21 protein-coding genes are annotated in these 24717 nt (G+C 72.6%); 13 read left to right on the top strand and 8 right to left on the bottom strand.

Features of this window, described 5'->3' with window-relative positions:
* Positions 1-53: 53 nt before the first annotated feature.
* The 4 genes from ACIQWA_RS18445 to ACIQWA_RS18430 form a co-directional block, all read right to left on the bottom strand.
* Entirely contained in the window at positions 54-632 is a 579-nt protein-coding gene (locus ACIQWA_RS18445; RefSeq protein WP_360228469.1) for a TerD family protein, read from the bottom strand.
* A 221-nt stretch (positions 633-853) separates the two neighbouring features.
* The gene (locus tag ACIQWA_RS18440) at positions 854-1429 is read right to left on the bottom strand and encodes a TerD family protein (protein ID WP_360228472.1); all 576 of its coding nucleotides are present in this window, start codon (positions 1427-1429) and stop codon (positions 854-856) included.
* 187 nt (positions 1430-1616) lie between these two features.
* Positions 1617-2075 (bottom strand): peroxiredoxin, encoded by a 459-nt coding sequence (locus tag ACIQWA_RS18435; RefSeq protein ID WP_402483704.1) that lies wholly within the window; start codon positions 2073-2075, stop codon positions 1617-1619.
* A 288-nt stretch (positions 2076-2363) separates the two neighbouring features.
* Positions 2364-2804: a DUF3052 domain-containing protein gene (locus ACIQWA_RS18430; RefSeq protein ID WP_360228478.1), complete on the bottom strand. Its 441-nt coding sequence runs from the start codon at positions 2802-2804 to the stop codon at positions 2364-2366.
* A 517-nt stretch (positions 2805-3321) separates the two neighbouring features.
* Between ACIQWA_RS18430 and aceE the strand changes: the two genes are divergently transcribed.
* Positions 3322-6072: a pyruvate dehydrogenase (acetyl-transferring), homodimeric type gene (gene aceE, locus ACIQWA_RS18425; protein WP_402483702.1), complete on the top strand. Its 2751-nt coding sequence runs from the start codon at positions 3322-3324 to the stop codon at positions 6070-6072.
* A 99-nt stretch (positions 6073-6171) separates the two neighbouring features.
* Positions 6172-6642, top strand: coding sequence for a nitroreductase/quinone reductase family protein (locus ACIQWA_RS18420; RefSeq protein ID WP_402483701.1), 471 nt, complete (start codon positions 6172-6174; stop codon positions 6640-6642).
* 67 nt (positions 6643-6709) lie between these two features.
* On the opposite strand, the gene ACIQWA_RS18415 is transcribed toward ACIQWA_RS18420, so the two are convergent.
* Complete coding sequence (locus ACIQWA_RS18415; RefSeq protein WP_402483700.1) at positions 6710-8317, bottom strand: MFS transporter; 1608 nt, start codon at positions 8315-8317, stop codon at positions 6710-6712.
* A 217-nt stretch (positions 8318-8534) separates the two neighbouring features.
* On the opposite strand from ACIQWA_RS18415, the gene ACIQWA_RS18410 reads away from it, so the two are divergent.
* The 9 genes from ACIQWA_RS18410 to ACIQWA_RS18370 all read left to right on the top strand — a co-directional run bounded on the left by ACIQWA_RS18410 (position 8535) and on the right by ACIQWA_RS18370 (position 20425).
* Positions 8535-9221 (top strand): TetR/AcrR family transcriptional regulator, encoded by a 687-nt coding sequence (locus tag ACIQWA_RS18410; protein WP_402483698.1) that lies wholly within the window; start codon positions 8535-8537, stop codon positions 9219-9221.
* 93 nt (positions 9222-9314) lie between these two features.
* On the top strand, positions 9315-10637 hold the full coding sequence (locus ACIQWA_RS18405; protein WP_402483696.1) for a sensor histidine kinase: 1323 nt from the start codon (positions 9315-9317) through the stop codon (positions 10635-10637).
* The gene (locus ACIQWA_RS18400) at positions 10634-11308 is read left to right on the top strand and encodes a response regulator transcription factor (protein ID WP_360228496.1); all 675 of its coding nucleotides are present in this window, start codon (positions 10634-10636) and stop codon (positions 11306-11308) included. Before ACIQWA_RS18405 ends, ACIQWA_RS18400 begins: the two co-directional genes overlap by 4 nt.
* Before the next feature lie 139 nt (positions 11309-11447).
* Positions 11448-12569 carry an alpha/beta hydrolase gene (locus ACIQWA_RS18395; RefSeq protein ID WP_402483695.1) on the top strand — a complete coding sequence of 374 codons (1122 nt, stop codon included), beginning with the start codon at positions 11448-11450 and terminating at the stop codon, positions 12567-12569.
* 33 nt (positions 12570-12602) lie between these two features.
* Complete coding sequence (locus ACIQWA_RS18390; protein WP_402483693.1) at positions 12603-13832, top strand: acyltransferase; 1230 nt, start codon at positions 12603-12605, stop codon at positions 13830-13832.
* A gap of 410 nt (positions 13833-14242) precedes the next feature.
* Positions 14243-16156 (top strand): galactose oxidase-like domain-containing protein, encoded by a 1914-nt coding sequence (locus ACIQWA_RS18385; RefSeq protein ID WP_402483691.1) that lies wholly within the window; start codon positions 14243-14245, stop codon positions 16154-16156.
* Positions 16157-16188: 32 nt separating this feature from the next.
* Positions 16189-18588: a Dyp-type peroxidase gene (locus ACIQWA_RS18380; protein WP_402483689.1), complete on the top strand. Its 2400-nt coding sequence runs from the start codon at positions 16189-16191 to the stop codon at positions 18586-18588.
* 90 nt (positions 18589-18678) lie between these two features.
* Positions 18679-19026, top strand: a complete 348-nt coding sequence (locus ACIQWA_RS18375; RefSeq protein WP_402483688.1) for an MmcQ/YjbR family DNA-binding protein — start codon at positions 18679-18681, stop codon at positions 19024-19026.
* A gap of 187 nt (positions 19027-19213) precedes the next feature.
* On the top strand, positions 19214-20425 hold the full coding sequence (locus tag ACIQWA_RS18370; RefSeq protein WP_402483686.1) for an alpha/beta hydrolase: 1212 nt from the start codon (positions 19214-19216) through the stop codon (positions 20423-20425).
* Between the two features lie 14 nt (positions 20426-20439).
* Here the strand turns inward: ACIQWA_RS18370 and ACIQWA_RS18365 are convergent, their stop codons facing one another.
* Positions 20440-21423 (bottom strand): WYL domain-containing protein, encoded by a 984-nt coding sequence (locus tag ACIQWA_RS18365; protein WP_360228517.1) that lies wholly within the window; start codon positions 21421-21423, stop codon positions 20440-20442.
* Positions 21424-21539: 116 nt separating this feature from the next.
* Here ACIQWA_RS18365 and ACIQWA_RS18360 point away from each other — a divergent pair, with 116 nt between their 5' ends.
* On the top strand, positions 21540-22118 hold the full coding sequence (locus ACIQWA_RS18360; RefSeq protein ID WP_402483684.1) for a TIGR03086 family metal-binding protein: 579 nt from the start codon (positions 21540-21542) through the stop codon (positions 22116-22118).
* 132 nt (positions 22119-22250) lie between these two features.
* On the opposite strand, the gene ACIQWA_RS18355 is transcribed toward ACIQWA_RS18360, so the two are convergent.
* Both ACIQWA_RS18355 and ACIQWA_RS18350 read right to left on the bottom strand, forming a co-directional pair.
* Positions 22251-23264 carry an aldo/keto reductase gene (locus ACIQWA_RS18355; protein ID WP_402483682.1) on the bottom strand — a complete coding sequence of 338 codons (1014 nt, stop codon included), beginning with the start codon at positions 23262-23264 and terminating at the stop codon, positions 22251-22253.
* Positions 23261-23767 carry a MerR family transcriptional regulator gene (locus tag ACIQWA_RS18350; RefSeq protein ID WP_360228526.1) on the bottom strand — a complete coding sequence of 169 codons (507 nt, stop codon included), beginning with the start codon at positions 23765-23767 and terminating at the stop codon, positions 23261-23263. The genes ACIQWA_RS18355 and ACIQWA_RS18350 overlap by 4 nt, the downstream gene beginning before the upstream one ends.
* Before the next feature lie 115 nt (positions 23768-23882).
* On the opposite strand from ACIQWA_RS18350, the gene ACIQWA_RS18345 reads away from it, so the two are divergent.
* Positions 23883-24716, top strand: a complete 834-nt coding sequence (locus ACIQWA_RS18345) for a serine hydrolase domain-containing protein (protein ID WP_402483681.1) — start codon at positions 23883-23885, stop codon at positions 24714-24716.
* Position 24717 lies beyond the last annotated feature (1 nt).

The following is a 24717-nucleotide window of genomic DNA, read 5'->3' as shown; positions in this document are numbered from 1 at the left end:
TTGATCGTTGATCATCTGATCGTTGATCGGTGCGATAAGTCCGTTTTACGGCCTCACTGTACGTTGACGCCGAAGTCGAGCGCGATCCCGCGCAGGCCCGAGGCGTACCCCTGGCCCACCGCGCGGAACTTCCACTCACCCGCGTACCGGTACAGCTCGCCGAAGATCATCGCGGTCTCGCTGGACGCGTCCTCGGACAGGTCGTAGCGCGCGATCTCCTCGCCGTCGACGGAGTTGACGACCCGGATGTAGGCGTTGCGCACCTGTCCGAAGTTCTGCAGCCGGGCCTCGGCCTCGTAGATCGAGACCGCGAAGACCACCTTGTCCGCCTGGGCCGGGACCAGCTCCAGGTTGACCAGGATCAGCTCGTCGTCACCCGTCTCGTCGCCGCCCACGAGGTTGTCGCCCTGGTGCTCCACCGAGCCCTCGGGGCTCTTGAGGTTGTTGTAGAAGACGAAGTACTCGTCGCCGAGCACCCGTCCGCCACCGCAGAGCAGGGCGCTCGCGTCGAGGTCGAACGGTGCGCCCGTGGTCGAACGGGCGGACCAGCCGAGGCCGATCTGGACCTGCGTCAGGTTCGGCGCGGCCTTGGTGAGCGAAACGTTCCCGCCCTTGGCGAGCGTGACCACCATGGTGTTCTTCCTCCCTTGCTTCTCCCGGGGCGCCATACAGGTGTAGTCCCCCGCGGCCCCGGCCGGCCCGCTTCGGCCGGCTGAACTTCCTGAACTCACATCCTCGCAGCGCACCGGACCCCGACGAAGCCGGGCCGGTCCCGACGAAGCGGGGCGGCCCCGGACCTCGAAGGTCCGGGGCCGCCCCGGGGCCGCGCAAGAGCCTTGCGCCGCAGGAGGAATCAGACGTTGACGCCGAAGTCCTGGGCGATGCCGCGCAGGCCGGAGGCGTAACCCTGGCCGATGGCGCGGAACTTCCACTCGCCGCCGTTGCGGTAGAGCTCACCGAAGACCATCGCGGTCTCGGTGGAGGCGTCCTCGGAGAGGTCGTAGCGCGCCAGCTCGGCGTTGTTCGCCTGGTTCACCACCCGGATGAACGCGTTGCGCACCTGGCCGAAGTTCTGGCCGCGGTTCTCGGCGTCGTAGATCGACACCGGGAAGACGATCTTCTGCACGTCGGCCGGGACGGTGGCCAGGTTGACCTTGATCGCCTCGTCGTCGCCCTCGCCCTCGCCGGTCAGGTTGTCGCCGGTGTGCTCGACCGAGCCGTCCGGGCTCTTCAGGTTGTTGAAGAACACGAAGTTCCCGTCCGAAGCGACCTTGCCCTGCTCGTTGCAGAGCAGCGCGCTGGCGTCCAGGTCGAAGTCCGTCCCGGTGGTGGTCCGGACGTCCCAGCCCAGGCCGACCACGACGGCCTGGAGACCCGGCGCCTCCTTGGTGAGCGAGACGTTGCCGCCCTTGCTGAGGCTGACTCCCACGTGTCCTCCAAGAATCGGGAGGCACGGGTGGTGCCCCCGGGTGGTGCGGTTCGCGGCGCCGACCGACGAAAAAACGGACGTTCGCCGCACTCCGCCAACGGCCCGAGCGTAGTACCGGGTTCCCGTACGCACGCCCGAACGGCGGGGCCGGAGCGTCGTACGGGCCCCGTGTGGCCACCCGGGCGGCTCAGAGACCGGCCAGCACCTTGAGGTACTCCTGCTCGTCCCGGGCGTCCGGGAGGCCGTTGACGACGCTCCAGCGCACCGTGCCGGCCTTGTCGATCACGAAGGTGCCGCGCAGCGGGCAGCCCTTCCGCTCGTCCAGGACGCCGTAGGCCCGGGTGACCTCGCCGTGCGGCCAGAAGTCGGCCAGCAGCGGGAACTCCAGGCCCTCCCGGTCGGCGAGGACCCGCTGGGAGAACTGCGAGTCGCAGGAGACGCCGAGCACCTGGACCTGGTCGTTCTGGAGCCCGGCCAGCTCGCGCTGGATCGCGCCCAGCTCGCCGGTGCAGACGCCGGTGAAGGCGAACGGGTAGAAGACCAGGACGACGTGCTTGCGGCCGCGGAAGTCGGCCAGCCGGACCGTCTCCCCGTGCTGGGTGGCGAGCTCGAAGTCCGGAGCCTGGGTGCCGATCTCGATGGCCATGAGCGGGACCTTTCTGACGCGACCTGGCCGCGCGGCGGGCACGGCAGGCGACATCCTCGCATCCGTTGACCGACGTTCGGCCGAACGGATGACCCGGCCCGCCGGAAGGCCCACCCCTTCCGCCCTGAGCGAACACCCGGATCACCCGGAACGCCCGGCCGCACACGTAGCGCCGCCGGCAAGAACGCCGCAAGCAAACGCCCGCCGGCAGAAGCGCCACAGGCAAAAGCGCCGGGCCCCGACGGAGGAGATCCTCCGTCGGGGCCCGGCGCGGGGCTCAGGACCCGTTCAGCGCTGCTTGGGCTGCTTCGCCGTGGACTTGGTCGCCAGCCGGGTCGCCGCCCAGTCCTTGGCGACCGCGATCGAGCTGGTCTGGGAGAGACCGGCGGTGCGGGCCGCGTCCGCGATGTCGGACGCCTCGATGTGGCCGTCCCGGCCGGTCTTGGGCGTCAGCAGCCAGATCAGACCGCCCTCGGCCAGGTACTCCAGGGCGTCGACGAGGGAGTCGGTGAGGTCCCCGTCGTCGTCGCGGTGCCACAGCAGGACGGCGTCCGCGACGTCGTCGTAGTCCTCGTCGACGAGCTCCGTCCCGGTGATCTCCTCGATGCCCTCACGGAGATCCTGGTCAGTGTCTTCGTCGTACCCCAGCTCCTGGACGATCTGGCCCTCTTCGAAGCCGAGACGGGTCGCCGGGTTGGACTTGTCCGCGGGGTCCGCGGTCGCGCTCACGGGAATAACCTCCAGTATTCGGCCCGGCATCCATGCCGAGGCTGTGGCCGTAGTCCACACGGGCGCGGCGGTTCGCGCAAGTACCCGACCGCCGATCCCCCCCAAAGGTTGACGTGTCGCACCGGAACACGCCGGGCGACGTGTCGGGAATCACACCGATTTGCCCTTCTCTGCATGGGACAAGGATGCTTCGGGTGGTCCCGGCCCACAGGCCGTACGCGTGCCCGAGATGCGAACGGCATTCGGGGTCCGCGCGTGCGCGGGCGTAGAGTCTCCTGTTGGCCCTCACCCCGGCCGCCCGCCATCGGGCGGACGGGACACCAGGTCGGACCACCTCTTTTCGTAACACCCGGGGGTGTTCGGAGCGGACGAAGAAGCCCGCGACGCGCGCCACCAGACCGTTCCGCCCACCAGGCGGAACGGTTACCGATCGGTAGAGATGACGGATCTCCGAGCGCGGTAGCACGATGGAGGCGGCGCGACACACCTCAGTTTCGACCGACAGTGAAGGAACAGCGTGGCTTCCGGATCCGATCGCAACCCGATCATCATTGGCGGCCTTCCGAGTCAGGTCCCGGACTTCGATCCCGAGGAGACCGCGGAATGGCTGGAGTCGCTCGATGCGGCCATCGACGAGCGGGGGCGTGAGCGTGCCCGTTACCTGATGCTGCGGCTGATCGAGCGCGCCCGCGAGAAGCGTGTCGCCGTGCCCGAGATGCGCAGCACGGACTACGTGAACACCATCGCGACCAAGGACGAGCCGTTCTTCCCCGGCAACGAGGAGATCGAGCGCAAGATCCTCAACGCGACCCGCTGGAACGCGGCCGTCATGGTCTCCCGGGCGCAGCGCCCGGGCATCGGCGTCGGTGGGCACATCGCCACCTTCGCCTCCTCCGCGTCGCTGTACGACGTCGGCTTCAACTACTTCTTCCGCGGCAAGGACGCCGAGGGCGAGTCGGGCGACCAGATCTTCTTCCAGGGTCACGCCTCCCCCGGCATCTACGCCCGCGCCTTCCTGCTGGACCGACTCACCGAGCAGCAGCTCGACGCGTTCCGCCAGGAGAAGTCGAAGGCCCCGTACGGCCTGTCCAGCTACCCGCACCCGCGGCTGATGCCGGACTTCTGGGAGTTCCCGACCGTCTCGATGGGCCTCGGCCCGCTCGGTGCGATCTACCAGGCGCGGATGAACCGCTACCTGGAGCACCGGGGCATCAAGGACACCTCGGACTCGCAGGTCTACGCCTTCCTCGGCGACGGCGAGATGGACGAGCCCGAGTCGCTCGGCCAGCTCTCGCTGGCCGCCCGTGAGGGCCTGGACAACCTGACCTTCGTGGTCAACTGCAACCTGCAGCGCCTGGACGGCCCGGTCCGCGGCAACGGCAAGATCATCCAGGAGCTGGAGTCCCAGTTCCGGGGTGCCGGCTGGAACGTGATCAAGCTGGTCTGGGACCGCAGCTGGGACCCGCTGCTCGCGCAGGACCGCGACGGCGTCCTGGTCAACAAGCTGAACACCACGGTGGACGGCCAGTTCCAGACCTACGCCACCGAGACCGGCGCCTACATCCGCGAGCACTTCTTCGGCGGCGACCTGCGCCTGCGCGCCATGGTCGAGAACATGACCGACCAGCAGATCCAGCACCTGGGTCGCGGCGGCCACGACCACAAGAAGATCTACGCGGCGTTCAAGGCGGCCCGCGAGCACAAGGGCCAGCCGACGGTCATCCTGGCGCAGACGGTCAAGGGCTGGACGCTGGGCCCCAACTTCGAGGGCCGCAACGCCACCCACCAGATGAAGAAGCTGACGGTCGAGGACCTCAAGCGCTTCCGCGACCGGCTGCACCTGCCGATCACCGACAAGCAGCTCGACGAGGGCTACCCGCCCTACTACCACCCGGGCCGCGACTCGGAAGAGATCCAGTACATGCACGACCGCCGCAGCGAGCTGGGCGGCTACGTGCCGACCCGCAAGGTGCGCCCGCGCAAGCTGGAACTGCCCGGCGACGACGTGTACAAGGCGGTCAAGAAGGGCTCCGGCAACCAGACCATCGCCACCACCATGGCGTTCGTCCGGGTGCTCAAGGACCTCATGCGGGACAAGGGCATCGGCAACCGCTTCGTGCCGATCGCGCCGGACGAGTACCGCACCTTCGGCATGGACTCGCTGTTCCCGTCGGCGAAGATCTACAACCCGCTGGGCCAGACCTACGAGTCGGTCGACCGCGACCTGCTGCTGGCCTACAAGGAGTCGCCGACCGGGCAGATGCTGCACGACGGCATCTCCGAGGCCGGCTGCACCGCCTCGCTGATCGCCGCCGGTTCGTCCTACGCGACCCACGGCGAGCCGCTGATCCCGGTCTACGTCTTCTACTCGATGTTCGGGTTCCAGCGCACCGGCGACCAGTTCTGGCAGATGGCCGACCAGCTGGCCCGCGGCTTCGTGATCGGCGCCACCGCCGGCCGCACCACCCTGACCGGTGAGGGCCTGCAGCACGCCGACGGCCACTCGCACCTGCTGGCCTCGACCAACCCCGGCGTCGTCGCGTACGACCCGGCGTACGGCTTCGAGATCGCGCACATCGTCCAGGACGGTCTGCGGCGGATGTACGGCTCCAGCGCCGAGCACCCGCACGGCGAGGACGTGTTCTACTACCTCACCGTCTACAACGAGCCGATCAAGATGCCGGCCGAGCCCGAGAACGTGGACGTCGAGGGCATCCTCAAGGGTCTGCACCGGTACGCGCCGGCCACCGCCGGCCAGATCCCGGCCCAGATCCTCGCCTCCGGCGTGGCCGTGCCGTGGGCCCTGGAGGCCCAGCGCATCCTCGCCGAGGAGTGGAACGTCAAGGCCGACGTCTGGTCCGCGACCTCCTGGAACGAGCTGCGCCGCGACGCGGTGGAGGCCGAGGAGTTCAACCTGCTGCACCCCGAGGAGCAGCAGCGCGTCCCGTACGTCACCCAGAAGCTCCAGGGCGCCGAGGGCCCGTTCGTCGCGGTGTCCGACTGGATGCGCGCCGTTCCGGACCAGATCGCCCGCTGGGTGCCGGGCCAGTACCAGTCGCTGGGCGCCGACGGCTTCGGCTTCGCCGACACCCGCGGTGCGGCCCGTCGCTTCTTCCACATCGACGCGCAGTCGGTCGTCCTGGGCGTGCTCACCGAGCTCGCCAAGCAGGGCAAGATCGACCGCTCGGCGTTGAAGGACGCGATCGACCGCTACCAGCTGCTGGACGTGGCCGCGGCCGACCCGGGTGCCGCCGGCGGCGACGCCTGATCGCCCGCTAGCGCCTGAGAGGGGCCGGACTCCCGTACGGGGTCCGGCCCTTCGGCGTTCTCGCACCTGGCACCGGGGTCAGGTCCTACGCTCGACGGCATGACGAACCGGAACGCAGACCAGAGCGCGAACCAGAGCACGAACCACCACCCCGAACCCGCCGACGGCGCGGGAGAGTTCAACCGCAAGGTGATCGCCGAGTTCCGGACCGCCGAGGGGGTGGTGGGCGGCGACCTCGCCGGGATGCCGCTGCTGCTGCTCACCGTGGTCGGCGCCCGCAGCGGCGAGCCGCGCACCACCCCGCTGGTCTACCTGCCGGACGGCGAGCGGCTGGTGGTCTTCGCCTCCAACGGCGGCAGCGACACCGACCCGGTCTGGTACCGCAACCTGGTCGCCCACCCGGAGGTCACCGTCGAGCTCGGCGCCGAGCGCTACCCGGCCCAGGCGGCCGCCGTCGACCCGGCCGAGCACGACGCGCTCTGGGCCCGCCAGGTGGCCGCCCAGCCGCAGTTCGCCGACTACCGCAAGGCCGCCCGGACGGTCCCGCTGGTGGCCCTCACCCGGGTCTGAGCGGCGCCCCCGGGCAGCACGACGGCCCCGGACTCCGCCACGGAGTCCGGGGCCGCCCACCGGCCGGTCAGATGTGCACGGCCGGGCCCGCGTCGGTCTCGCCGCGGCGGGTCAGCAGGGCCAGCAGGGCGGCGCCGAACGCCACCACCGCGGCCACCACGAAGGCCAGCGACATCCCGCTGACGAAGGACTGGTGCACGGCGCCGGCCATCGCGTCCACCGCCTGCTGCGGGGTGCCGGGCGGGGCCGGCGGGGTGATGCCCAGCTGGGCGGCCTGCTTGAGGCCCGCGGCCGCCTGCGGGTCCTCGACCGCCGGCAGGCCGGCCCTGGCCCAGTTGCCGGGCAGCACGTCGCCGACCTTGGCCGCCATCAGGGCGCCCAGCACGGCGGTGCCGAGGCTGCCGCCGACCTGCATCGCGGCCTGCTGGAGGCCGCCGGCCACGCCGGACAGCTCCAGCGGGGCGTTGCCGACGATGACCTCGGTGGCGCCGACGATGACGGGGCTGATGCCGAGGCCCATCAGGACGAACCAGAGCGACATCACGCCGGTGCCGGAGCCGGTGTCCAGGGTGGACATGCCGACCATCGCACCGGTGGTGAGCAGCATCCCGACCATGATCGGGATCCGCGGGCCGAGCTTGCCGATCGCGATGCCCGCCAGCGGCGAGCCGACGATCATCATGCCGGTCATCGGCAGCAGGTGGACGCCGGCGTCGACCGGCTTCATCCCGTGCACGTTCTGGAGGTAGAAGGTCACGAAGAAGATCGCGCCGAAGAACGCGAAGGCCATCAGCACCATCAGCAGCACGCCCGCCGACAGCGGCACCGAGCGGAACAGGCTGAGCGGGATCAGCGGCTCCTTGGCCCGGCCCTGCCAGAGCGCGAAGAGCACCATCAGCAGCACCGCGCCGCCCAGGAACAGCAGCGTCCGGGCGTCGCCCCAACCCCACTCGGGGGCCTTGATGATCCCGAAGACCAGCGCGAACATCCCGACCGAGAGCAGCCCGATGCCCGGCAGGTCGAAGGACCTGGCGGCGTTCTCGGCCCGTACGTCCTTGAGGATCCACAGGCCGAGGGCGACCGCGGCCAGGCCGACCGGGATGTTGATGAAGAACACCGACTCCCAGTTGACGTGCTCGACCAGCAGGCCGCCGACGATCGGGCCGGCCGCGGTGGACGCACCGATCACCCCGCCCCAGATGCCGATCGCCATGTTGAGCTTCTCGGCCGGGAAGGCCCCGCGCAGCAGGCCGAGCGCGGCGGGCTGGAGCAGCGCGCCGAACAGGCCCTGGAGGACGCGGAAGGCGATCACGGTCTGGATGTTGCCCGCGAAGCCGATCGCGGCCGAGGTGGCGGCGAAGCCGACCGCGCCGACCAGGAAGGTGCTCTTGTGGCCGAAGCGGTCGCCGATCTTGCCGGCGGTGATCAGGAAGACCGCGAGCGCCAGCAGGTAGCCGCTGGTGACCCACTGGATCTCGGAGGGCGCGGCCTTGAGCTTCTCCTGGATCACCGGGTTGGCGATCGCGACGATCGTGCCGTCCAGCGCGACCATCATCACGCCGACCGCGACGGTCAGCAGGGTCAGCCAGGGGTGCCCCTTGAGCCCTCCCCCGGCCGGCGGCTTCGACGGCGGCGCCGCGTCCGCCTCGGAGTTCTTGACGACGGACTGACTCATCTGGGGCCCTCCGGGGGCGTGACACGGACCGGAACGTGGCGTGGCGCCGCGACGACCCACCCGTCCCCACGAGTGCCCGGCCGACGAGCGCCACTCCGGCAGATTATGTCAGCGACTGACAATCGGCAAACAGTGACTTGTGACCGGAACTGACATTTGTCAGGCGGCTAAGGTTGTGCTCCCACCCGCCACACCCGCGCCCCGGAAGGCCCCCGCCATGGCCGCTCGCACCCCCCACCCCGTCGGCACCCCGGAGGACCTCGGCCGGGCCCCCGGTCTGCGGGAACGCAAGAAGCAGCAGACCCGGGACGCCCTGGTGCAGGCCGCCCACGCGCTCTTCCTCGGCCAGGGCTTCGCCAGGACCACCGTCGACGAGATCGCCTCCGCCGTCGACGTCTCCCAGCGGACCTTCTTCCGCTACTTCGCCAACAAGGACGAGGTCGCCCTCGCCGTGATGTCCGACGCCGAGGACTACTTCATCCACTGCCTGCGCCACCGGCCGGCCGAGGAGACCCCGCTGCAGGCCCTGCGCGCCTCGATCGTCCAGGCCTGGCGCGACCTCGGGAACGCCCGGACCTCCGGACCCGGCTCCATCGGCAGCGCCCTCGAACTGCTGCGCATCATCGAGGACACCCCCGCCCTGCTCGCCGCCCACCTGCGCCGGGTCACCGAGCAGGAGCGGCTGGTGGTCCAGGTGCTCGCCGAACGCGAAGGCCTCGACCCGGCCGAGGACCTGCGCCCGGTCGTGCTCGCCGCCGTCTTCGGCAGCCTGCTGCGCGCCGCCCACCTGTCCTGGACCGCCGAGCAGGAGCCGGCCGGCCCCGAGGGCATGGTCGTGGTGATCGAGCGCTACTTCGACCAGCTCGGCCCCGCCCTGGCCGGCCACTGGCGCGACCGCCCGTAGTACCCGGGTATCACCCCGTACCCGGGTACCGCCCGGAAGTTCGCGCTCCAGTCCGACGCCCGCCGCGGGCCGGCCCTCCTAGGCTGGCCCACGATGAAGACGCTCACCGCCGCCGACGCCCGCAGGTTCGCCGCCCGTCAACTGCGCACCCTGCGGCTGCACCTGACCAGCCCCAGCGAGGACGACACCCCGCTGCTCGGGAGCTCCCGCCGACGCTGGGTGCGCCGCATCCCGTACGTCGTCGCGATCACGCTCCAGGCCACGCTGATCCCCACCGGGATCGCCAACCTGGCCAGCTTCTACGGCCTGGTGCTGCCGGTGGCCGCCGCGCTCACCGTCGCCCAGACCGCCCCGCTGATCCTCGCCATCACCCGGCCGCTGGCCGCCTGGTGGATCAGCGCCCCCACTCTGGTGCTCACCGCCGCCGTCACCGCTCGCCACCAGCAGGTGATGGGCACCTGGCCGTGGACCGCGTCGATGATCGTCTCGTACCTCTTCCTGCTGCTCGCCCTCGGGCTGCGCGAGCGCCGGGGCACCGTGCTCGCGGTCTGGGTCGCCACCGTCCTGCTCACCGTCCTCGCCACCACCCTCGGGCTGCCCCGGGCCGGCGACGGCACCACCGTGCTGCTGATCGCGCTCAGCGGCGCCGTCCTGCTGTTCGGCTGGGCCATCCGGGAACGCGCGGTCGCCCGCCGGCTGCTCACCGAGCAGGAGCAGATCAGCGAGGTGGAGCGTGAGCGGCGCACCCTGCTGGAGGAACGCGCCCGGATCGCCCGGGAGTTGCACGACGTGGTGGCCCACCACATGTCCGTGATCGCGGTGCAGGCCGCCAGCGCGCCCTACCGGATCCAGGGCGTCCCGGACGACGCCGCCGAGGAGTTCACCGCGATCGCCGGCACCGCGCGCGAGTCGCTGGCCGAGATGCGCCGGCTGCTCGGGGTGCTGCGCAGCGAGGACGCCTCCGGGGAGAAGGCCCCGCAGCCGGGCGTGGCCCAACTCGACCAGCTGGTCGAGACGGTGGGGCGGGCCGGGGTGCCCGCCGAACTGGCCGTGGACGAGGGGCTGGCCGAGCGGGTGCCGCAGGCCGTCGGCCTCTCCGTCTACCGGATCGTCCAGGAGGCGCTGGCCAACGTGGTCCGGCACGCGCCCGGCGCCCGGACCTGGGTGTCGCTGTCGGCGGACGGCCCGGAGCTGCGGCTCACCGTGGTCAACGCGCCCCCGCCGCAGCGCACCGAGTCACTGGAGGCCTCGGCCGAGGGCACCGGGCACGGCCTGGTCGGAATGCGTGAACGCGTCCGGCTGGTCGATGGCAGGCTGGACACCGGCCCGCTGCCGGACGGCGGCTTCAAGGTGGCCGCCGTACTGCCGCTCGACCCGTCCCAACGCCCAGACACCCCCGGGGAGACACCCGCATGACCATCCGCGTGATCATCGTCGACGACCAGGCCATGGTGCGGGCCGGCTTCGCCGCCCTGCTGGGCGTCCAGAGCGACATCGACGTGGTGGGGGACGCGGCGGACGGCGCCCAGGCCCTGGAGGTCAGCGGCCGCACCCACCCGGACGTGGTCCTGATGGACGTCCGGATGCCCGTCATGGACGGCCTGGAGGCCGCCCGGCGGCTGCTCGACCCCGCCGTCCCTGGTGCCCACCGGCCCAAGGTGCTGATGCTGACCACCTTCGACGTGGACGACTACGTGTACGAGGCACTGCGCGCCGGGGCCAGCGGCTTCCTGCTCAAGGACGCCCCGCCGGCCGACCTGATCGCCGCGGTCCGGGTGGTCGCGGCCGGCGAGGCCCTGCTCGCCCCCTCCGTCACCCGGCGGCTGATCGCCGACTTCGCCCGCAACCGGCCCGCCAAGCGCCGCGACCCCAAACTGCGGCTCAACGGCCTGACCCCGCGGGAGACCGAGGTGCTGGAGCAGATCGCCCGCGGCCTGTCCAACCAGGAGATCGCCGCCAAGCTGGTGCTCGCCGAACAGACCGTCAAGACCCACATCGGGCGCATCCTCGCCAAGCTCGACCTGCGCGACCGCGCCCAAGCGGTGGTGCTGGCCTACGAGTCGGGCCTGGTGACCCCCGGCGAGTAAGGGGGGTTATCCCCCTCATACCCCGGTAGCACCGGGTAGTTGGCCCCGCGGTGTGACGTCCGCGGGGCCGCCGTGTTCCTACCTTCCTCCTCGTCGAGAGCCGAAGCCGGCTGCCGAACCGACGAGGGAGAACAGGGACATGCGCAAGCTCCGTACCAAGCGGGCGCTCGTCGCCACCGCGCTGACGCTGGCGGCGGTGCTCGGCGCGGGTGGCTGGGCCGCCGACAGCCAGGCCGCCGTCACCGGCCCGCCGCCCGGCAGCGCCGCCTGGACCGCCGACACCGCGCTCGGCCTCCGCCTCCCCGACCCGGCCACCAGCACGCCCGCCCAAGTGGCCGCCTTCTTCGCCGGGTTGACGCCCGCCCAGCAGCAGGCCCTGGCCGCCCGGCACCCCCTGGTGGTCGGCAACCTGGACGGCGCCCCCGTCCCGCTCCGGTACCGGGCCAACACCCTGGCCCTCACCGCCGAACGCGACCGGGAACTCGCCCGGGCCGCCGACCCGGCCCTCACCCCGCAGGACCAGCAGGCCGCCCGCACCCGCGCCGAGCGCTACCGCACCCTGCTGGACGGCGGCCGGCAGGTCCTCGCCTTCGACCCGCGCGGCCGCGGCCTGGTCGCCGAGGTGTTCGGCGACCTCACCACCGCCCCCCGCACCGCCGTGATCGTCCCCGGCTCGGACATCGACCTGCTCACCTTCGACCGCGCCACCGAGCCGTACGGCACCCCCGCCGGCATGGCCCGCGCCCTGTACCGGGCCACCGACGGGCACACCGCCGTGATCGCCTGGGCCGGCTACACCACCCCGGTCGGCGTCGGCCTCGACGCCGCCACCGAGGACCTCGCCCGGGCCGGCGCCGACCGCCTCGACCGGTTCCTGGACGGACTCGCCGCCGGCACCTCCCCGCAGGCCCCGCCCACGGTGTTCTGCCACAGCTACGGCTCGGTGGTCTGCGGCCTGGCCCGCCCGACCCCCGCCCGGGCCTCCGCCCTGGTGGTGCTCGGCTCGCCCGGCATGGGCGTCGACTCGGCCGCCGACCTCGACCCCGGAGTGCCGCTCTGGGCCACCGCCCGCAACGGCTCGGACTGGATCGGCAAGGTGCCCAACGTCCGCTTCCTCGGCCTCGGCCACGGCGCCGACCCGACCGACCCCGGCTTCGGCGCCCGCCCGCTGCCGTCCACCGGGTCCCACGGCCACACCGGCTACTTCGCCCCCGGCACCGCCTCGCTCACCGCCTACGCCGCCATCGCCCAGGGCCGCTGAGCCCCCGTACCCCGCCAAGGAAGGAGCACCACCATGGCCCACCCCCTCACCACGCTGCGCCGCGCCGCCGCGAAGGTCGACGCGAAGACCCCCGCGAGCCGCGACCGCGCCCTGGACGGCCTGCGCGCCCTCGCCCTGCTGTCCGTCCCGATCGGCCACTGGATGCTCGGCGGCCTGACCCGCTCCGCCGACGGCGCCCTGCACAACGCCAGCCCGCTCTCCGCGCTCGGCGGCTTCGCCCCGGCCAGCTGGGTGCTCCAGATGCTCGGGGTGTTCTTCCTGGTCGGCGGCCACTCCTCGGTCCGCTCGCTGGAACGGGCCCGGGAGAAGGGCCTGACGTACGGGAGTTGGCTGCGGGCCCGGACGGTCCGGCTGCTGCGCCCGGTGCTGGGGGTGACGGCGGTGTGGGCGCTGCTGATCCCGCTGCTGCCCCGGCTCGGCGTGCCCGCGGACACCCTGCGCACCGGCGCCACGCTGGTGGTGCAGCCGCTCTGGTACATCGGGGTGTACCTGGCGCTGACCGCGCTCACCCCGCTCTGCGTGGCCTTCGGGCGGCGGCTCGGCGCGTGGTCGGCTGGGCTGCTGGTGGCCTCGGTCGCCCTGGTCGACCTGCTGCGGTACGGGCCGTGGGCCGAGGCGGTGCCGTCCTGGCTGGGGCTGCTGAACCTGCTGCCGGGCTGGATGTTCGGCTACCAGCTGGGCGTGCTGTGGGCGCAGGGCCGGCTCGGCCGGTCGGCCGCCCGGGTGCTGCTGTTCGGCGGTGCGGCGCTGTTCGCGGTCCTGCTGGTGGTGTTCCACTACCCGGCGAGCATGGTCGGGGTGCCGGGCGTCGAGCGGACCAACTCGCACCCGCCGTCCCTGCTGGTGCTGGCGCTGGCCGCGGTGCAGTGCGGCGCGGCGGTGCTGCTGCGGGAGCGGCTGGGCCGGCTGCTGACCCGCCGTCCGCTGCTGTGGCTGCCGGTGGTGGCGGTCAACCTGTCGGCGATGACGATCTTCTGCTGGCACCAGAGCGCGATGCTCGCGGTGGCGGTGCCCGGCGCGGCCGGCCTGGGCGCCGTCCCGGGGCTGACCACCGCGCCGGACTCGCTCGGCTGGGTGGCCGCCCGGCTTTCCCTGCTGCCGCTGTTCGGGGCCGCCCTGGTGGCGATCGGGTGGTTCACCCGGCGCTTCGACGGGCCGTGGACGGCCTTCTCCCGGGCCGGCAAGGCGCTGGCGGGCACGGCGGCGGCGCTGTTCGCCGCGTACGCGCTGGGCATGGTGTGACACCCCGGCGACCACGCCGGCGATCACCGCTCCAAGGGCGTGTCTGACAATTCGCGTCGGATCAGCGCGCGGCGTTGGGGTGCGTGCATCGCAAGGCGGAGGAGGGAGTCCATGCGGAGCATCGGCGACTGACGACAACGCGGCGAGGTGCGTGCCCCGGCGTCGCGCGCCCGGCGGGAATTGTCAGACACGCCCTAAGGGGCGCGCACCGAACGGTGCGCGCCCCTTCGGCCGTTCCAGCGCATCCCCGGAAGCGGGACCGCTCCAAGGGAGGTACGTCGCATGCGCACCACCACGCGCCGTGATGTTCTGTGACGGTCGGCGACCATCGCTGGACCGCGCCCGCCCACGGCCCGTCCGTCCGCATTCGCCCCCTCCCCCCGAACAGCCCTCCCTCCCCGAGGAGATCCATGCCCCCGTCCCCACTCCGCCCGCGGCCGAGGCCCCGGAGCCGCCGCCGGCTGCCGGCCACCGCCGTGGTCCTCGCGGTCACCGCCGGAAGCCTGTTGAGCGCCGCCGCCCCGGCGCTCGCCCACGGCGGGGACGACCTCGCCCCGCACGTCGACTCCCGCCGGGTCGCCGAGGAGGTGCGGCAGGACGAGGTCGCGGCCCTCGGTCAGGAACACGCCGAGGAGCACGCCCGGATGCGCGCGGCCGTCCGCGGCATCGGCGACTACCCGCAGACCACCCGCACCAACCGGTACAACGCCCTGACCGCCTCCCAGGCCCAGCACAACAAGGCCTTCGCACCGGAGACCTTCGGCGCCTTCAAGGAGTACTTCCCGTCCCCCGACTTCGGCGACCACGTCGCCCTGCTGCCCACCGGCAAGGTGCTGCTGTTCTCCTTCGAACGGATCGAGACCAACCCCGAGAAGGAACCCGCGCCGACCCAGACCACCGGCAAGGAGAACGCCGGCCGGGCCTTCCTCTGGGACCCGGCCAAGGGCACCGGCAAGGACGCCTTCAAGCAGGTCAACCCGCCGGTCTCGGACATGCCGGACGGCCTGGACGAGCCCCGCCCGGTGCCGTTCTTCTGCTCCGGGCACTCCTTCCTGCCCAACGGCATGCTCGGCGTCTTCGGCGGCAACCTGGGCGGCAACGGCGGCACCGGCGCCAAGCTCTCGCTGGTCTTCGACCCGTGGACGGAGACCTGGACCCGCAACCCCGACATGTCGGTGGGCCGTTGGTACCCCTCGGTGGTCACCGGGGCCGACGGCCGCCAGCTGATCATGTCCGGCCAGTCCGAACTCGGCTACGGCACCCCGACCCCGGTGGTCGAACGCTTCCCCGCCAAGGCCTTCCCGGTCCCGGTGAAGAAGACCGACACCCCGACGAACACCCCGGTCGAACGGTTCAAGGCCGACGCGCCGTTCAGCTTCGACTACCCCCACCTGTTCTCGCTCAACGACGGCAACGTCTACGGCTTCGGCCGCGCCGCGAACGAGCAGTGGCGCTTCGACCCGGTCGCCGAGACCCGCGCCGACCTCACCGCCCGCCCCGACGGCCGCAAGCGCAACTACGGCTCCGCCGTGATGCTGCCCGGCGGGGCGAACGGCCCGGACTCCGCGCTGATCCTCGGCGGCGACCGGGACAACCCGGGCACCCTGCGCTTCTCCAACGGCAGTTGGACCGCCGAGAAGTCCCGCGCCTTCGGCCGCACCCAGGACGACACCCTGCTGCTGCCCAACGGCCGGCTGATGACGGTCAACGGCGCCTACGACATCCGCGACTACGGCAACGGCCCGTACAACCCGAACGCCGACCTCAAGTACCGCCAGATCGAACTCCGCGACGACCAGGGCAACTGGCAGCTCGGCCCAGTCCAGCGACTGCCGCGCGGCTACCACTCCAACGCGGTGGTGCTGCCGGACGGCCGGATCATGGTGACCGGCGACGAGCTCCAGCAGATGGCCAACAACACCGACATCAACGGCACCGTCGACGGCGTCCCGGGCACCACCGGCCCGATCACCATGAACGGCACCATCGAGATCTACGAACCGCCCTACCTCCACCAGGGCGACCGGCCCGCACTCGCCAACGCGCCCACCGCGCCGGTCGGGTACGACAAGAAGTTCACCGTCACCAGCACCACCCCGGGCCTCGCCGCCAGGGCCGTCCTGCTGGCCCCGACCACCTCCACCCACTCGGTCAACACCAGCCAGCGGCACGTCGACCTGCGGCTGACCAGCCGGGCCGGCAACCGGCTGGAGTTCCAGGCCCCGCCGGACGCCAAGGCCGCCCCGCCCGGCTGGTACCTGCTCTTCCTGCTCAGCGACAAGGGCGTGCCCAGCGTCGCGCAGTGGATCCAGCTCTCCGCCTGAAACCCCCCACCCCGAAAGGAAGCCCGAGAACGATGACGACGGAACTGAGCCTGCGCGAGAGCGAGGAGATCCAGGGCGACGTCCTGGCCGGCTTCAAGAAGGACAACGTCAGCGTCCTGTTCCTCAAGTTCGAGGACGCCTCCCGCGCCCGCGACTGGCTGCGCAGACTGACCCCGCAGATCGCCACCACCCGCCAGGTCGCCGCGTTCAACGAGGCGTTCAGCGAGGCCAGGCACGCCTCCGGCGGCGACGACCCCAAGTCGCTGACCGCCACCTGGCTGGGCGTCAGCTTCACCTACGAGGGCCTGCGGATGCTGGCCGGCACCGACCCGTTCCCCACACCCCCGCCGGTCGGCGGCGGCCTGGAGGCCTTCAAGGAGGGCTCGGCCCAGCGGGCCGGCGCGCTCGGCGACACCGGCGACAACTCCCCGGAGAACTGGCTGTTCGGCAACGGGAAGAACCAGCCCGTCCACGCCCTGCTCAAGATCTCCGCGGACACCGAGCGGGACCTCCAGGCGGCCGTCGAGGCGCAGCGGATCGCCGCCGCCGAGTGCCGGGTCCTGATCGTCTACCAGCAGAACGCCCAGACCCTGCTGGGCAGTCGGCGCGGCAAGGAGCACTTCGGCTTCAAGGACGGCATCAGCGAGCCCGGCGTCAGGGGCTTCGACCGGCCGAACCCGGCCAAGCCGGAGGAGGAGGACGGCCACCCGGGCACCCGGCTGGTCCCGGCCGGCGAGTTCGTCTGCGGCCTGGAGAACGACCGGTTCAGCGGCCCGCCGTCCCAGTACCCCGAGTGGGCGCGCAACGGCTCCTTCCAGGTGGTGCGCCGGCTCGCCCAGGACGTCCCCGGCTGGTGGTCGCAGGTCTCGGTCAAGCTGCGGGAGCTCAAGCAGGCCAAGGCCGTCCCGGAGAGCGCCACCGCCGAGTGGCTGGCCGCCCGGATGGTCGGCCGCTGGCGCTCCGGCGCGCCGGTCTGCAAGCACCAGGACCGGGACGTCCCGAACAGCCCGAGTGCCGCCAACGACAACGACTTCGACTTCCGGGACGACCTGGAGGGCCTGGTCACGCCGCTCTGGTCGCACCTGCGCAAGACCAGCCCGCGGGCCGGCCTCCAGGAGAGCCCGGACAAGCCGCCGTTCGACGCCGGGATCCTGGACGGCCGGCGGATCATCCGCCGGGGCACCCCGTACGGTGCCCCGTTCGACCCGGCCTCCGAGGGCCCGGGCGGCCCGGACGACCCGCGCGGGCTGCTGTTCATCTGCTACCAGGCCGACATCCAGCGGCAGTTCGAGTTCATCCAGGCCGACTGGATGGACCAGCCGAACTTCCCGCCGAACCGGGACAGCGGCGGCGCCGTCCCGCCCGGCCACGCCGGCCCCAGGCCGGTGCCCGGCAAGGACCCGGTGACCCAGGAGGCCCCGGACGTCGACTTCGAGAGCCGGGGGCCGGACGGCCTGATCAGCCACACCCCGGTGAGCTTCCAGCAGTTCGTCCAGACCACCGGCTCGGTCTACGCCTTCATGCCCTCGCTCAGCATCCTGCGCGGGCTCTGCGAGGGCCGGCTCACCCCGGTCGGGCAGAACGGCACCCAGACGGGCACCCAGACCGGCCAGACCGGCCAGACCGGGCAGACGGGCCAGACGGGCACCCAGACCGGCGGGCAGCCCAAGCCGCAGCCCGTGAAGGCCTACCCCTGCGACGAGTTCGTCGGCGTCCCGGACCAGTATCGCAAGGGCGGCCAGAGCCGGTACTGGGCCTTCCACGGCGACCGCTGCCGGGTGATCTCGATCGCCGACGGCTCCGCCCACACCGACCGCAAGGTCGAGGACGACGCCTGGCTGACCAGCTGGACCTGCCTCCAGGGCGTCGGCCGGGTGGACTGCGTGCTGCCCGTCCCGGACCAGCAGGACCCGGGCGGCAAGAGCTGGTACTGGGTGTTCCACAGCACCGGCGGCCGCCAGCAGTACCGCCTGGTCTCGATCACCTGCGGCGGCGGCCGCTACACCACCGCGCTGGAGCGCTCGGACCGCGACCTCACCTACTGGGGCTCGCTCAGCGGCGTCGGCCAGGTCGACTGCTGGCTGCCGGTGCCGGACCAGCAGCGGGTCGGCGGCAAGAGCTGGTACTGGTGCTTCCACACCACCAGCGGCCGCCAGCAGTACCGGCTGATCTCGATCGCCGACGGCTCCTCCCACACCGACGTGCGGGAGCGCACCGACCGCGAGCTCTCCCAGTGGAGTTCGCTGAACGGGCTCAGCCGGGTGGACTGCTTCCTGCCCGTCCCGGACCGCCAACGGGTCAGCGGCAGCAGCGAGTTCTGGGTGTTCTGCGGCCAGAGCTACCGCCGGATCTCGATCGCCGACGGCAGCGGGCACCCGGACCGGCTGGTCGACGGCGACCGGACCTGCGACAACTGGGCCTCGCTCGGCTGAGCGCCGCCCGCGCCCCCGCGTCCCCGCGTCCCCGCACCCGACCGGGGGTGCGGGGGCGCGGTGCACGGGGGCCTGCTCTACCCTGCCGCCATGGTGACGTTCGACGAGTTCCGCGCGATGGCCCTGGCCCTGCCGGAGGCCGCCCAGGAACCGACCTGGGGCATCCAGACCCTGCGGGTCCGCGGCAAGGTCTTCGCGATGGGCGACCCCGACGGCGCCAGCGTCACCGTCAAGGCCACCCGCGAGGACCAGGCCGAACTGATCGCCGCCGAGCCCGAGGTGTTCTCCTTCGCGCGCTACGTCGGACGGCACGGCTGGGTGAGCGTCCGGCTGGACCTGGTCGACCCGGAGGAGCTGCGCGACGTGGTCACCGAGGCCTGGCGGCGGACGGCCCCCAAGCGGGTGGTCGGCGCGTTCGACGCCCAGCACTCCGCCTAGCACCACCGAAACGGCCACACAAGGACGCCGGGAGGACACTCCCGGTTCATGTGATCCATCCCACAGTTTGGGCGTGTCCGTCACCCTCCTGTGACCTCTACGCTTTCCCAGGGAAGTCAGCAAGTCCATTTCGCACCCTCCGGGCACCGCCCGAGAAACGGTGACGGGCCCCAAGGGAGTTGGTGCGGTGCGCAACCGTCGACGCTGGAAGCGGGTACTGATCGGGGCGTTCGCGGGTTGTGCCGTGCTCGCCGACGCGGGTGCCTCGGCAGCCGCGGCCGCGGTCTCCTCGGAGCAGCTGGCGATCTCCACGCCTCCGGCCGGCAGCGCCGCCTGGATCCAGGACCACTCCTTCGGCCGCATCCTGCCCGACCCGGCCACCACCAGCCCGGCCGACGCCGCCGCCTTCTTCGCCTCGCTCGCCCCCACCGAGCTGGACCGGCTGATCAAGGACTACCCGCTGGTCGTCGGCAACTACGACGGCGCCCCGCTGGACCTGCGCTACCGCGCCAACCGGATCGCCCTGGCGAACGAGCGCGACGCCGCCCGGGCCCGCGCCGCCGACAGGAAGCTGGACTCCGACACCCGCGCGCTGGCCGTCTCCCGCGCCAACGACGTCGAGCACCTGCTCGCCCCCGGCCGCCAGGTCCTCGCCTTCGACCCGCGCGGCCGCGGCCTGGTCACCGAGGTCTGGGGCGACCTCGCCGACGCCGAGCACGTCTCCGTCATCGTCCCCGGCTCCGACGCCGACCTCGGCCACTTCGACCAGGCGGCCGAGCCGCTGCGCTCCCCGGCCGGCATGGCCCGCGCCCTGTACGCCGAGGAGCAGCGCCAGGCCCCGGGCACCCGCACCGCCGTGATCGCCTGGACGGGGTACGTCACCCCCTCGGGCCTCGGCCCGGACGCGGCCACCTCCCGGCTCGCCGACGTCGCCGCGCCCCGGCTGGAGCGACTGCTGGCCGGCCTCCGGGAGACCACCCGCCCGGACGCGCCCCCGGCGCTGCTCTGCCACTCGTACGGCTCGGTGGTCTGCGGCACCGCCGCCCCGAGGATCCCGCGGGCGGCCGCCTCGCCGTCCGACACCTCCGGCATCACCGACATGATGGTGTTCGGCAGCCCGGGCATGGGCGTGCAGTCGGCCGACGCGCTGGGCGCCGGCGTCCACGTGTGGGCCACCCGCAACCCCAACGACTGGATCGGCAACGTCCCGTTCCTGGAGGTCGGCAAGCTCGGCCACGGCGCCGACCCGACCGGCAGCGGCTTCGGCGCCGAGCAGATCTCCTCCGCCCGCGCGTCCGGCCACAACGGCTACTTCACGGACGGCACCGACAGCCTGCACAACTTCGCCGCGATCTCGCTCGGCGACTACCGCGACGTCGTCCGGCCCACCAACTCCTAGCCCCTGCAGGGGCGTTACTGCTCCTGGTACAGCCGCAGGGCCTCCGCCGCCGCCCGCGCCAGCTCGCGCCGGGCGGCCGGCGGGCCCAGCACCTCGACCTCGGCGCCGAAGGCCAGCAGCGCGCGGACGGCCGCCGCGGCCGGGAAGGCCATCGCCAGCTCGACCCACTCCTCGGTCGCCCCGCCGCCCGTCTCCGGCGGCACGGCCGTGACCCGGCCGCCGTGGATGCGCAGGAACATGTCCAGCCGCCCGCGCCGCACCCGCACCCGGACCGGCACGTCCTTCGGCAGCCGCTCCACCTGCTCGCGCAGCGCCGCCCACACCTCGCCGAGCGTCACCCCGGCCCGGCGGCGCACCGCCTCCTCGGCGGTCTCGGCGGCGAGCACCCGGTCGGCCCGGAACAGCCGCGGCTCACCGTGCAGATCGGCCACCAGGTACCAGACCGCGGCCTTGTTCACCAGGCCGTACGGGTCGACGGTGTACTCCACCGGCGCGGGCGTGCCGCTGTGCCGGTAGCGCAGCCGCAGCCGCCGGTCGGCGAACACCGCGTACTGCAGCTCGCCCAGGTCCGGCGGACTGCCGGTGCCCGCCTGCGGGTTCTGCATCCAGCGCGCCGGGTCGACCAGGATGCGCTCGCTGACCCGCTCGGCGGCCGGGCGGTGCGGGGCGGGCAGCGCGGCCATCACCTTGCGCAGCGCCGAGCCGAGCGCGCCGTCCAGCCCGAGGTCGCTGTGGGCGCCCTGGGCGGAGAGCACGAACAGGGCCCGCGCCTCGTCTGCGGTCAGCCCGGTGACGTCGGTGCGGTAGCCGGGCAGCAGGTTGATGCCGCCGTGCCGGCCGCGTTCGGTGAACACCGGCACCCCGGCGGCGGAGAGCGACTCGACGTCCCGGTAGATGGTGCGGACGGACACCTCCAGCCGTTCGGCCAGTTCGGTGGCGGGCACCCGGCCCCGGGTCTGGAGCAGCAGCAGGATCGAGAGCAGGCGGTCGGCCTTCATGGCTCCAGAATCCCAAGAATCCTGACGACACTTGTCAGGTTTTACTGGGAGATTGCGTTCCGAGCCCGAGCGATCACCCGAGCAAGGGCCGTACCGTGCAGAGGAGCCGACCGCAGATGAACGCCGTCCAGGACGCCCGCCCGCAGTACCTCGCCGCCCTCGACCAGCTGGCACAGCTGGTCGGCGCCGTCGCCCCCGCCGACCTCGACCGGCCCACCCCCTGCGAGGAGTACACGCTGCGTCAGCTGCTGAACCACGTGGTCGGCGGCGTCCACCGGTTCGCGTACATGGGCGAGGGCGGTCACGCCCAGGACGTCGTGGCCGCCGTCGAGGACCCGTCGGACGACGGCTGGGCGGCCGCGCTGGACCGGGCCCGCACCCGGGTGACCGCCGCCTGGTCCGACGACGCCAAGTTGGGCCGCCCGACCTTCGCGCCCTGGGGCGAGGTGCCCGGGGCGATCGCGGTCGGCGGCTACGTGATGGAGCTGGTCACCCACTCCTGGGACATCGCCACCGCCCTCGACAACGGCTTCGCGCTGGACGACGACCTGGCCCGCACCGCGCTGGCCGTCGCCGAGCTCGTCCTGCCGCCGGAGAGCCGGGTCGCGGGCACCCCGTTCGGCCCCGTGCAGCCGGTCGCCGACGACGCCGACGTGCACGCCCGGCTGGCCGCCTGGATGGGCCGCAAGGCCTGAGGCCCCCCGTTCCGTGACCCCCCGTTCCGTGACCCCCGGGGGCGTGACCCCCGGGGCCCGCGCCCCGGAACGGCCGTACGGGCCCGGAGGTCACCGACCCCCGGGCCCGTACGGCCGCTCTCCCGGTCCGGGCTACTCGCGCCCGACCGAGGTGTTGCTCATGTCCGCGTAGCGCTCGCCCGCCACCCGCCCGGCCAGCGGCTCCAGCAGCGCCAGCTCCTCCGCGCTCAGCCGCAGGGCGACCGCGCCGGTGTTCTCGACGAGCCGGCTGCGCTTGCGGGTCCCGGGGATCGGCACCACGGTCAGCCCGTGCACCTGGGCCCGCTGCTGGACCCAGGCCAGCGCGACCTGGGCGAGCGTCGCGTCGTGGGCCGCGGCGATCTCCCGCAGCGGGGTGAGCAGTTCGCCGTTGGCGACGGCGTTCTCACCGGTGTAGCGCGGGCTGCTGCGGCGGAAGTCGTCCGCCGTGAGGGCCGCGGCGTCCTGGAAGGCGCCGGTCAGGAAGCCCCGCCCGAGCGGCGAGTACGGCACGAAGGCGACGCCCAGCTCGGCTGCGGCCGGCACCGCGGAGCGCTCGACGTCCCGGGCGAACACCGACCACTCGGACTGCACCGCGGCGATCGGGTGGACGGCGTACGCCTCGCGCAGCTCGGCCCCGGTCACCTCGGACAGCCCCAGCTGCCGCACCTTGCCGGCCTTCACCAGCTCGGCCATCGCGCCGACCGACTCGGACAGCGGCACGGCCGGGTCACGGCGGTGCATGTAGTACAGGTCGATGGTCTCCACGCCGAGGCGGCGCAGCGAGCCCTCCACCGCGGTGCGGATGTACTCCGGGTCGTTGCGGATAGCCCGGCGGCTCGGGTCCTCCTCGCTGCGGTCGATGGCGAACTTGGTGGCGATGACCACCCGGTCGCGGTTGGCGCGGACGAAGGGGGCGAGGAACTCCTCGTTGCGGCCGTAACCGTACATGTCCGCGGTGTCGAACAGGGTGACGCCGACCTCCAGCGCGGCGTCCAGGGTGGCGCGCGCCTCGTCGGTGTCGGTCGGGCCGTAGAACTCGCTCATGCCCATGCAGCCGAGGCCCTGGACGCCCACCAGCGGGCCGTCGGTGCCGAGGGGGGCGGTGGGGAGGACGGGGTGAGTCATGCGCTCTGCTCTTCCTCTACTGCTCGGTGGTACTGGCATCGGACGGGGGCGCCGGCACTGTCGGCGATCCTCCCGGCATAGAGATCGATCTTGTGGTCGAGGACGGCCAGGGTGGCCTGGAGGTCGACGATCCGCTGCCGGACCTCCTCGCGCTGGGTCTCCAGCAGCTCCCGGCGCTCGACGTAGGTCTCGTCGCCACGGCGGGTCATGTCGACGTACTTGAGCATGTCCGCCACCGACATCCCGGTCAGCCGCAGCCGGCCCAGGAAGGCCAGCCGGTGCAGGTCGCCGTCGCAGTAGCGGCGCTGGCCGCCGGCCGCGCGGTCGACCGGGTCGAGCAGGCCGATCCGCTCGTACCAGCGGAGCGTGTGGGCGGTCAGCCCGCTGACCGCGGCGACCTCGCTGATGGTGTGCCGAGGGGTCCGGTCCGGCTCGCCGGCCGGGCCGTTGAAGACCTCGGCGCAGCTGCGCAGACCGGCCCGGGCCCGTACGGGTGTGGCCATGATCGATTCCCCCTGTCCTGTGACGACGACGCTACCGAGTTGGAGTGCACTCCAAGCAAGCCACCTACCCGGGTGCCCCCGCCACCCGGCTGGGCCGCACATTAGAGTCGACCGCATGGAGAGCTTGCGGATGATCGACAACTGGCCCGTGCCCCACGCCGCCGCCGCGGTGGTCCGGGGGTCGGACGGCGCGGTGCTGGGCGCCCACGGCCCGCAGCAGCACCTCTTCCCGCTGGCCTCGGTGACCAAGCTGCTGACCTCCTACGCGGCGCTGGTCGCCCTGGAGGAGGGCGTGTTCGAGCTGGACGACCCGGCCGGCCCGCCCGGCTCCACCGTCCGCCACCTGCTCGCCCACACCTCGGGCCTCGGCTTCGACGAGGACCGGCTGTTCGCCGAGCCGGGCAAGCGCCGGCTCTACTCCAACGCCGGTTTCGACGCGCTGGCCGCCACCCTGGCCGAGGCCGCCGGGATCGCCTTCCACCGGTACGTCGCCGAGGCGGTGTTCGAGCCGCTGGGCATGCACGACACCCTGATCAACACCGCGAGCAAGTCCCCGGCCGGCGCCGGCGGCCTGTCCACGGTGGCCGACCTGGCCCGGTTCGCCGCCGAGCTGCAGTCCCCGAAGCTGCTGGACCCGTCCACCGTCCACCGGGCCACCCGCGAGGTCGCCTTCCCCGGCACCAGCGGCGTGCTGCCCGGCTACGGCCACCGCCGCCCGAACGACTGGGGCCTCGGCTTCGAGATCCGCGACGGCAAGAGCCCGCACTGGACCGGCACCGCCAACTCCCCCGAGACCTTCGGCCACTTCGGCCAGTCCGGCACCTTCCTCTGGGTCGACCCGCAGGCCGGCGCGGCCTGCATCGCGCTCACCGACCGGGACTTCGGCCCCTGGGCCGTGGAGGCCTGGCCGCCGCTGTCCGACGCCGTCCTCGGCGAACTGGGGGGCTGAC

The sequence above is a fragment of the Kitasatospora sp. NPDC098652 genome (assembly GCF_044760155.1).
Lineage (GTDB): Bacteria > Actinomycetota > Actinomycetes > Streptomycetales > Streptomycetaceae > Kitasatospora.
Note: the sequence above shows the minus strand (reverse complement) of the source record. Positions and strands in the feature narration are given on the sequence as shown.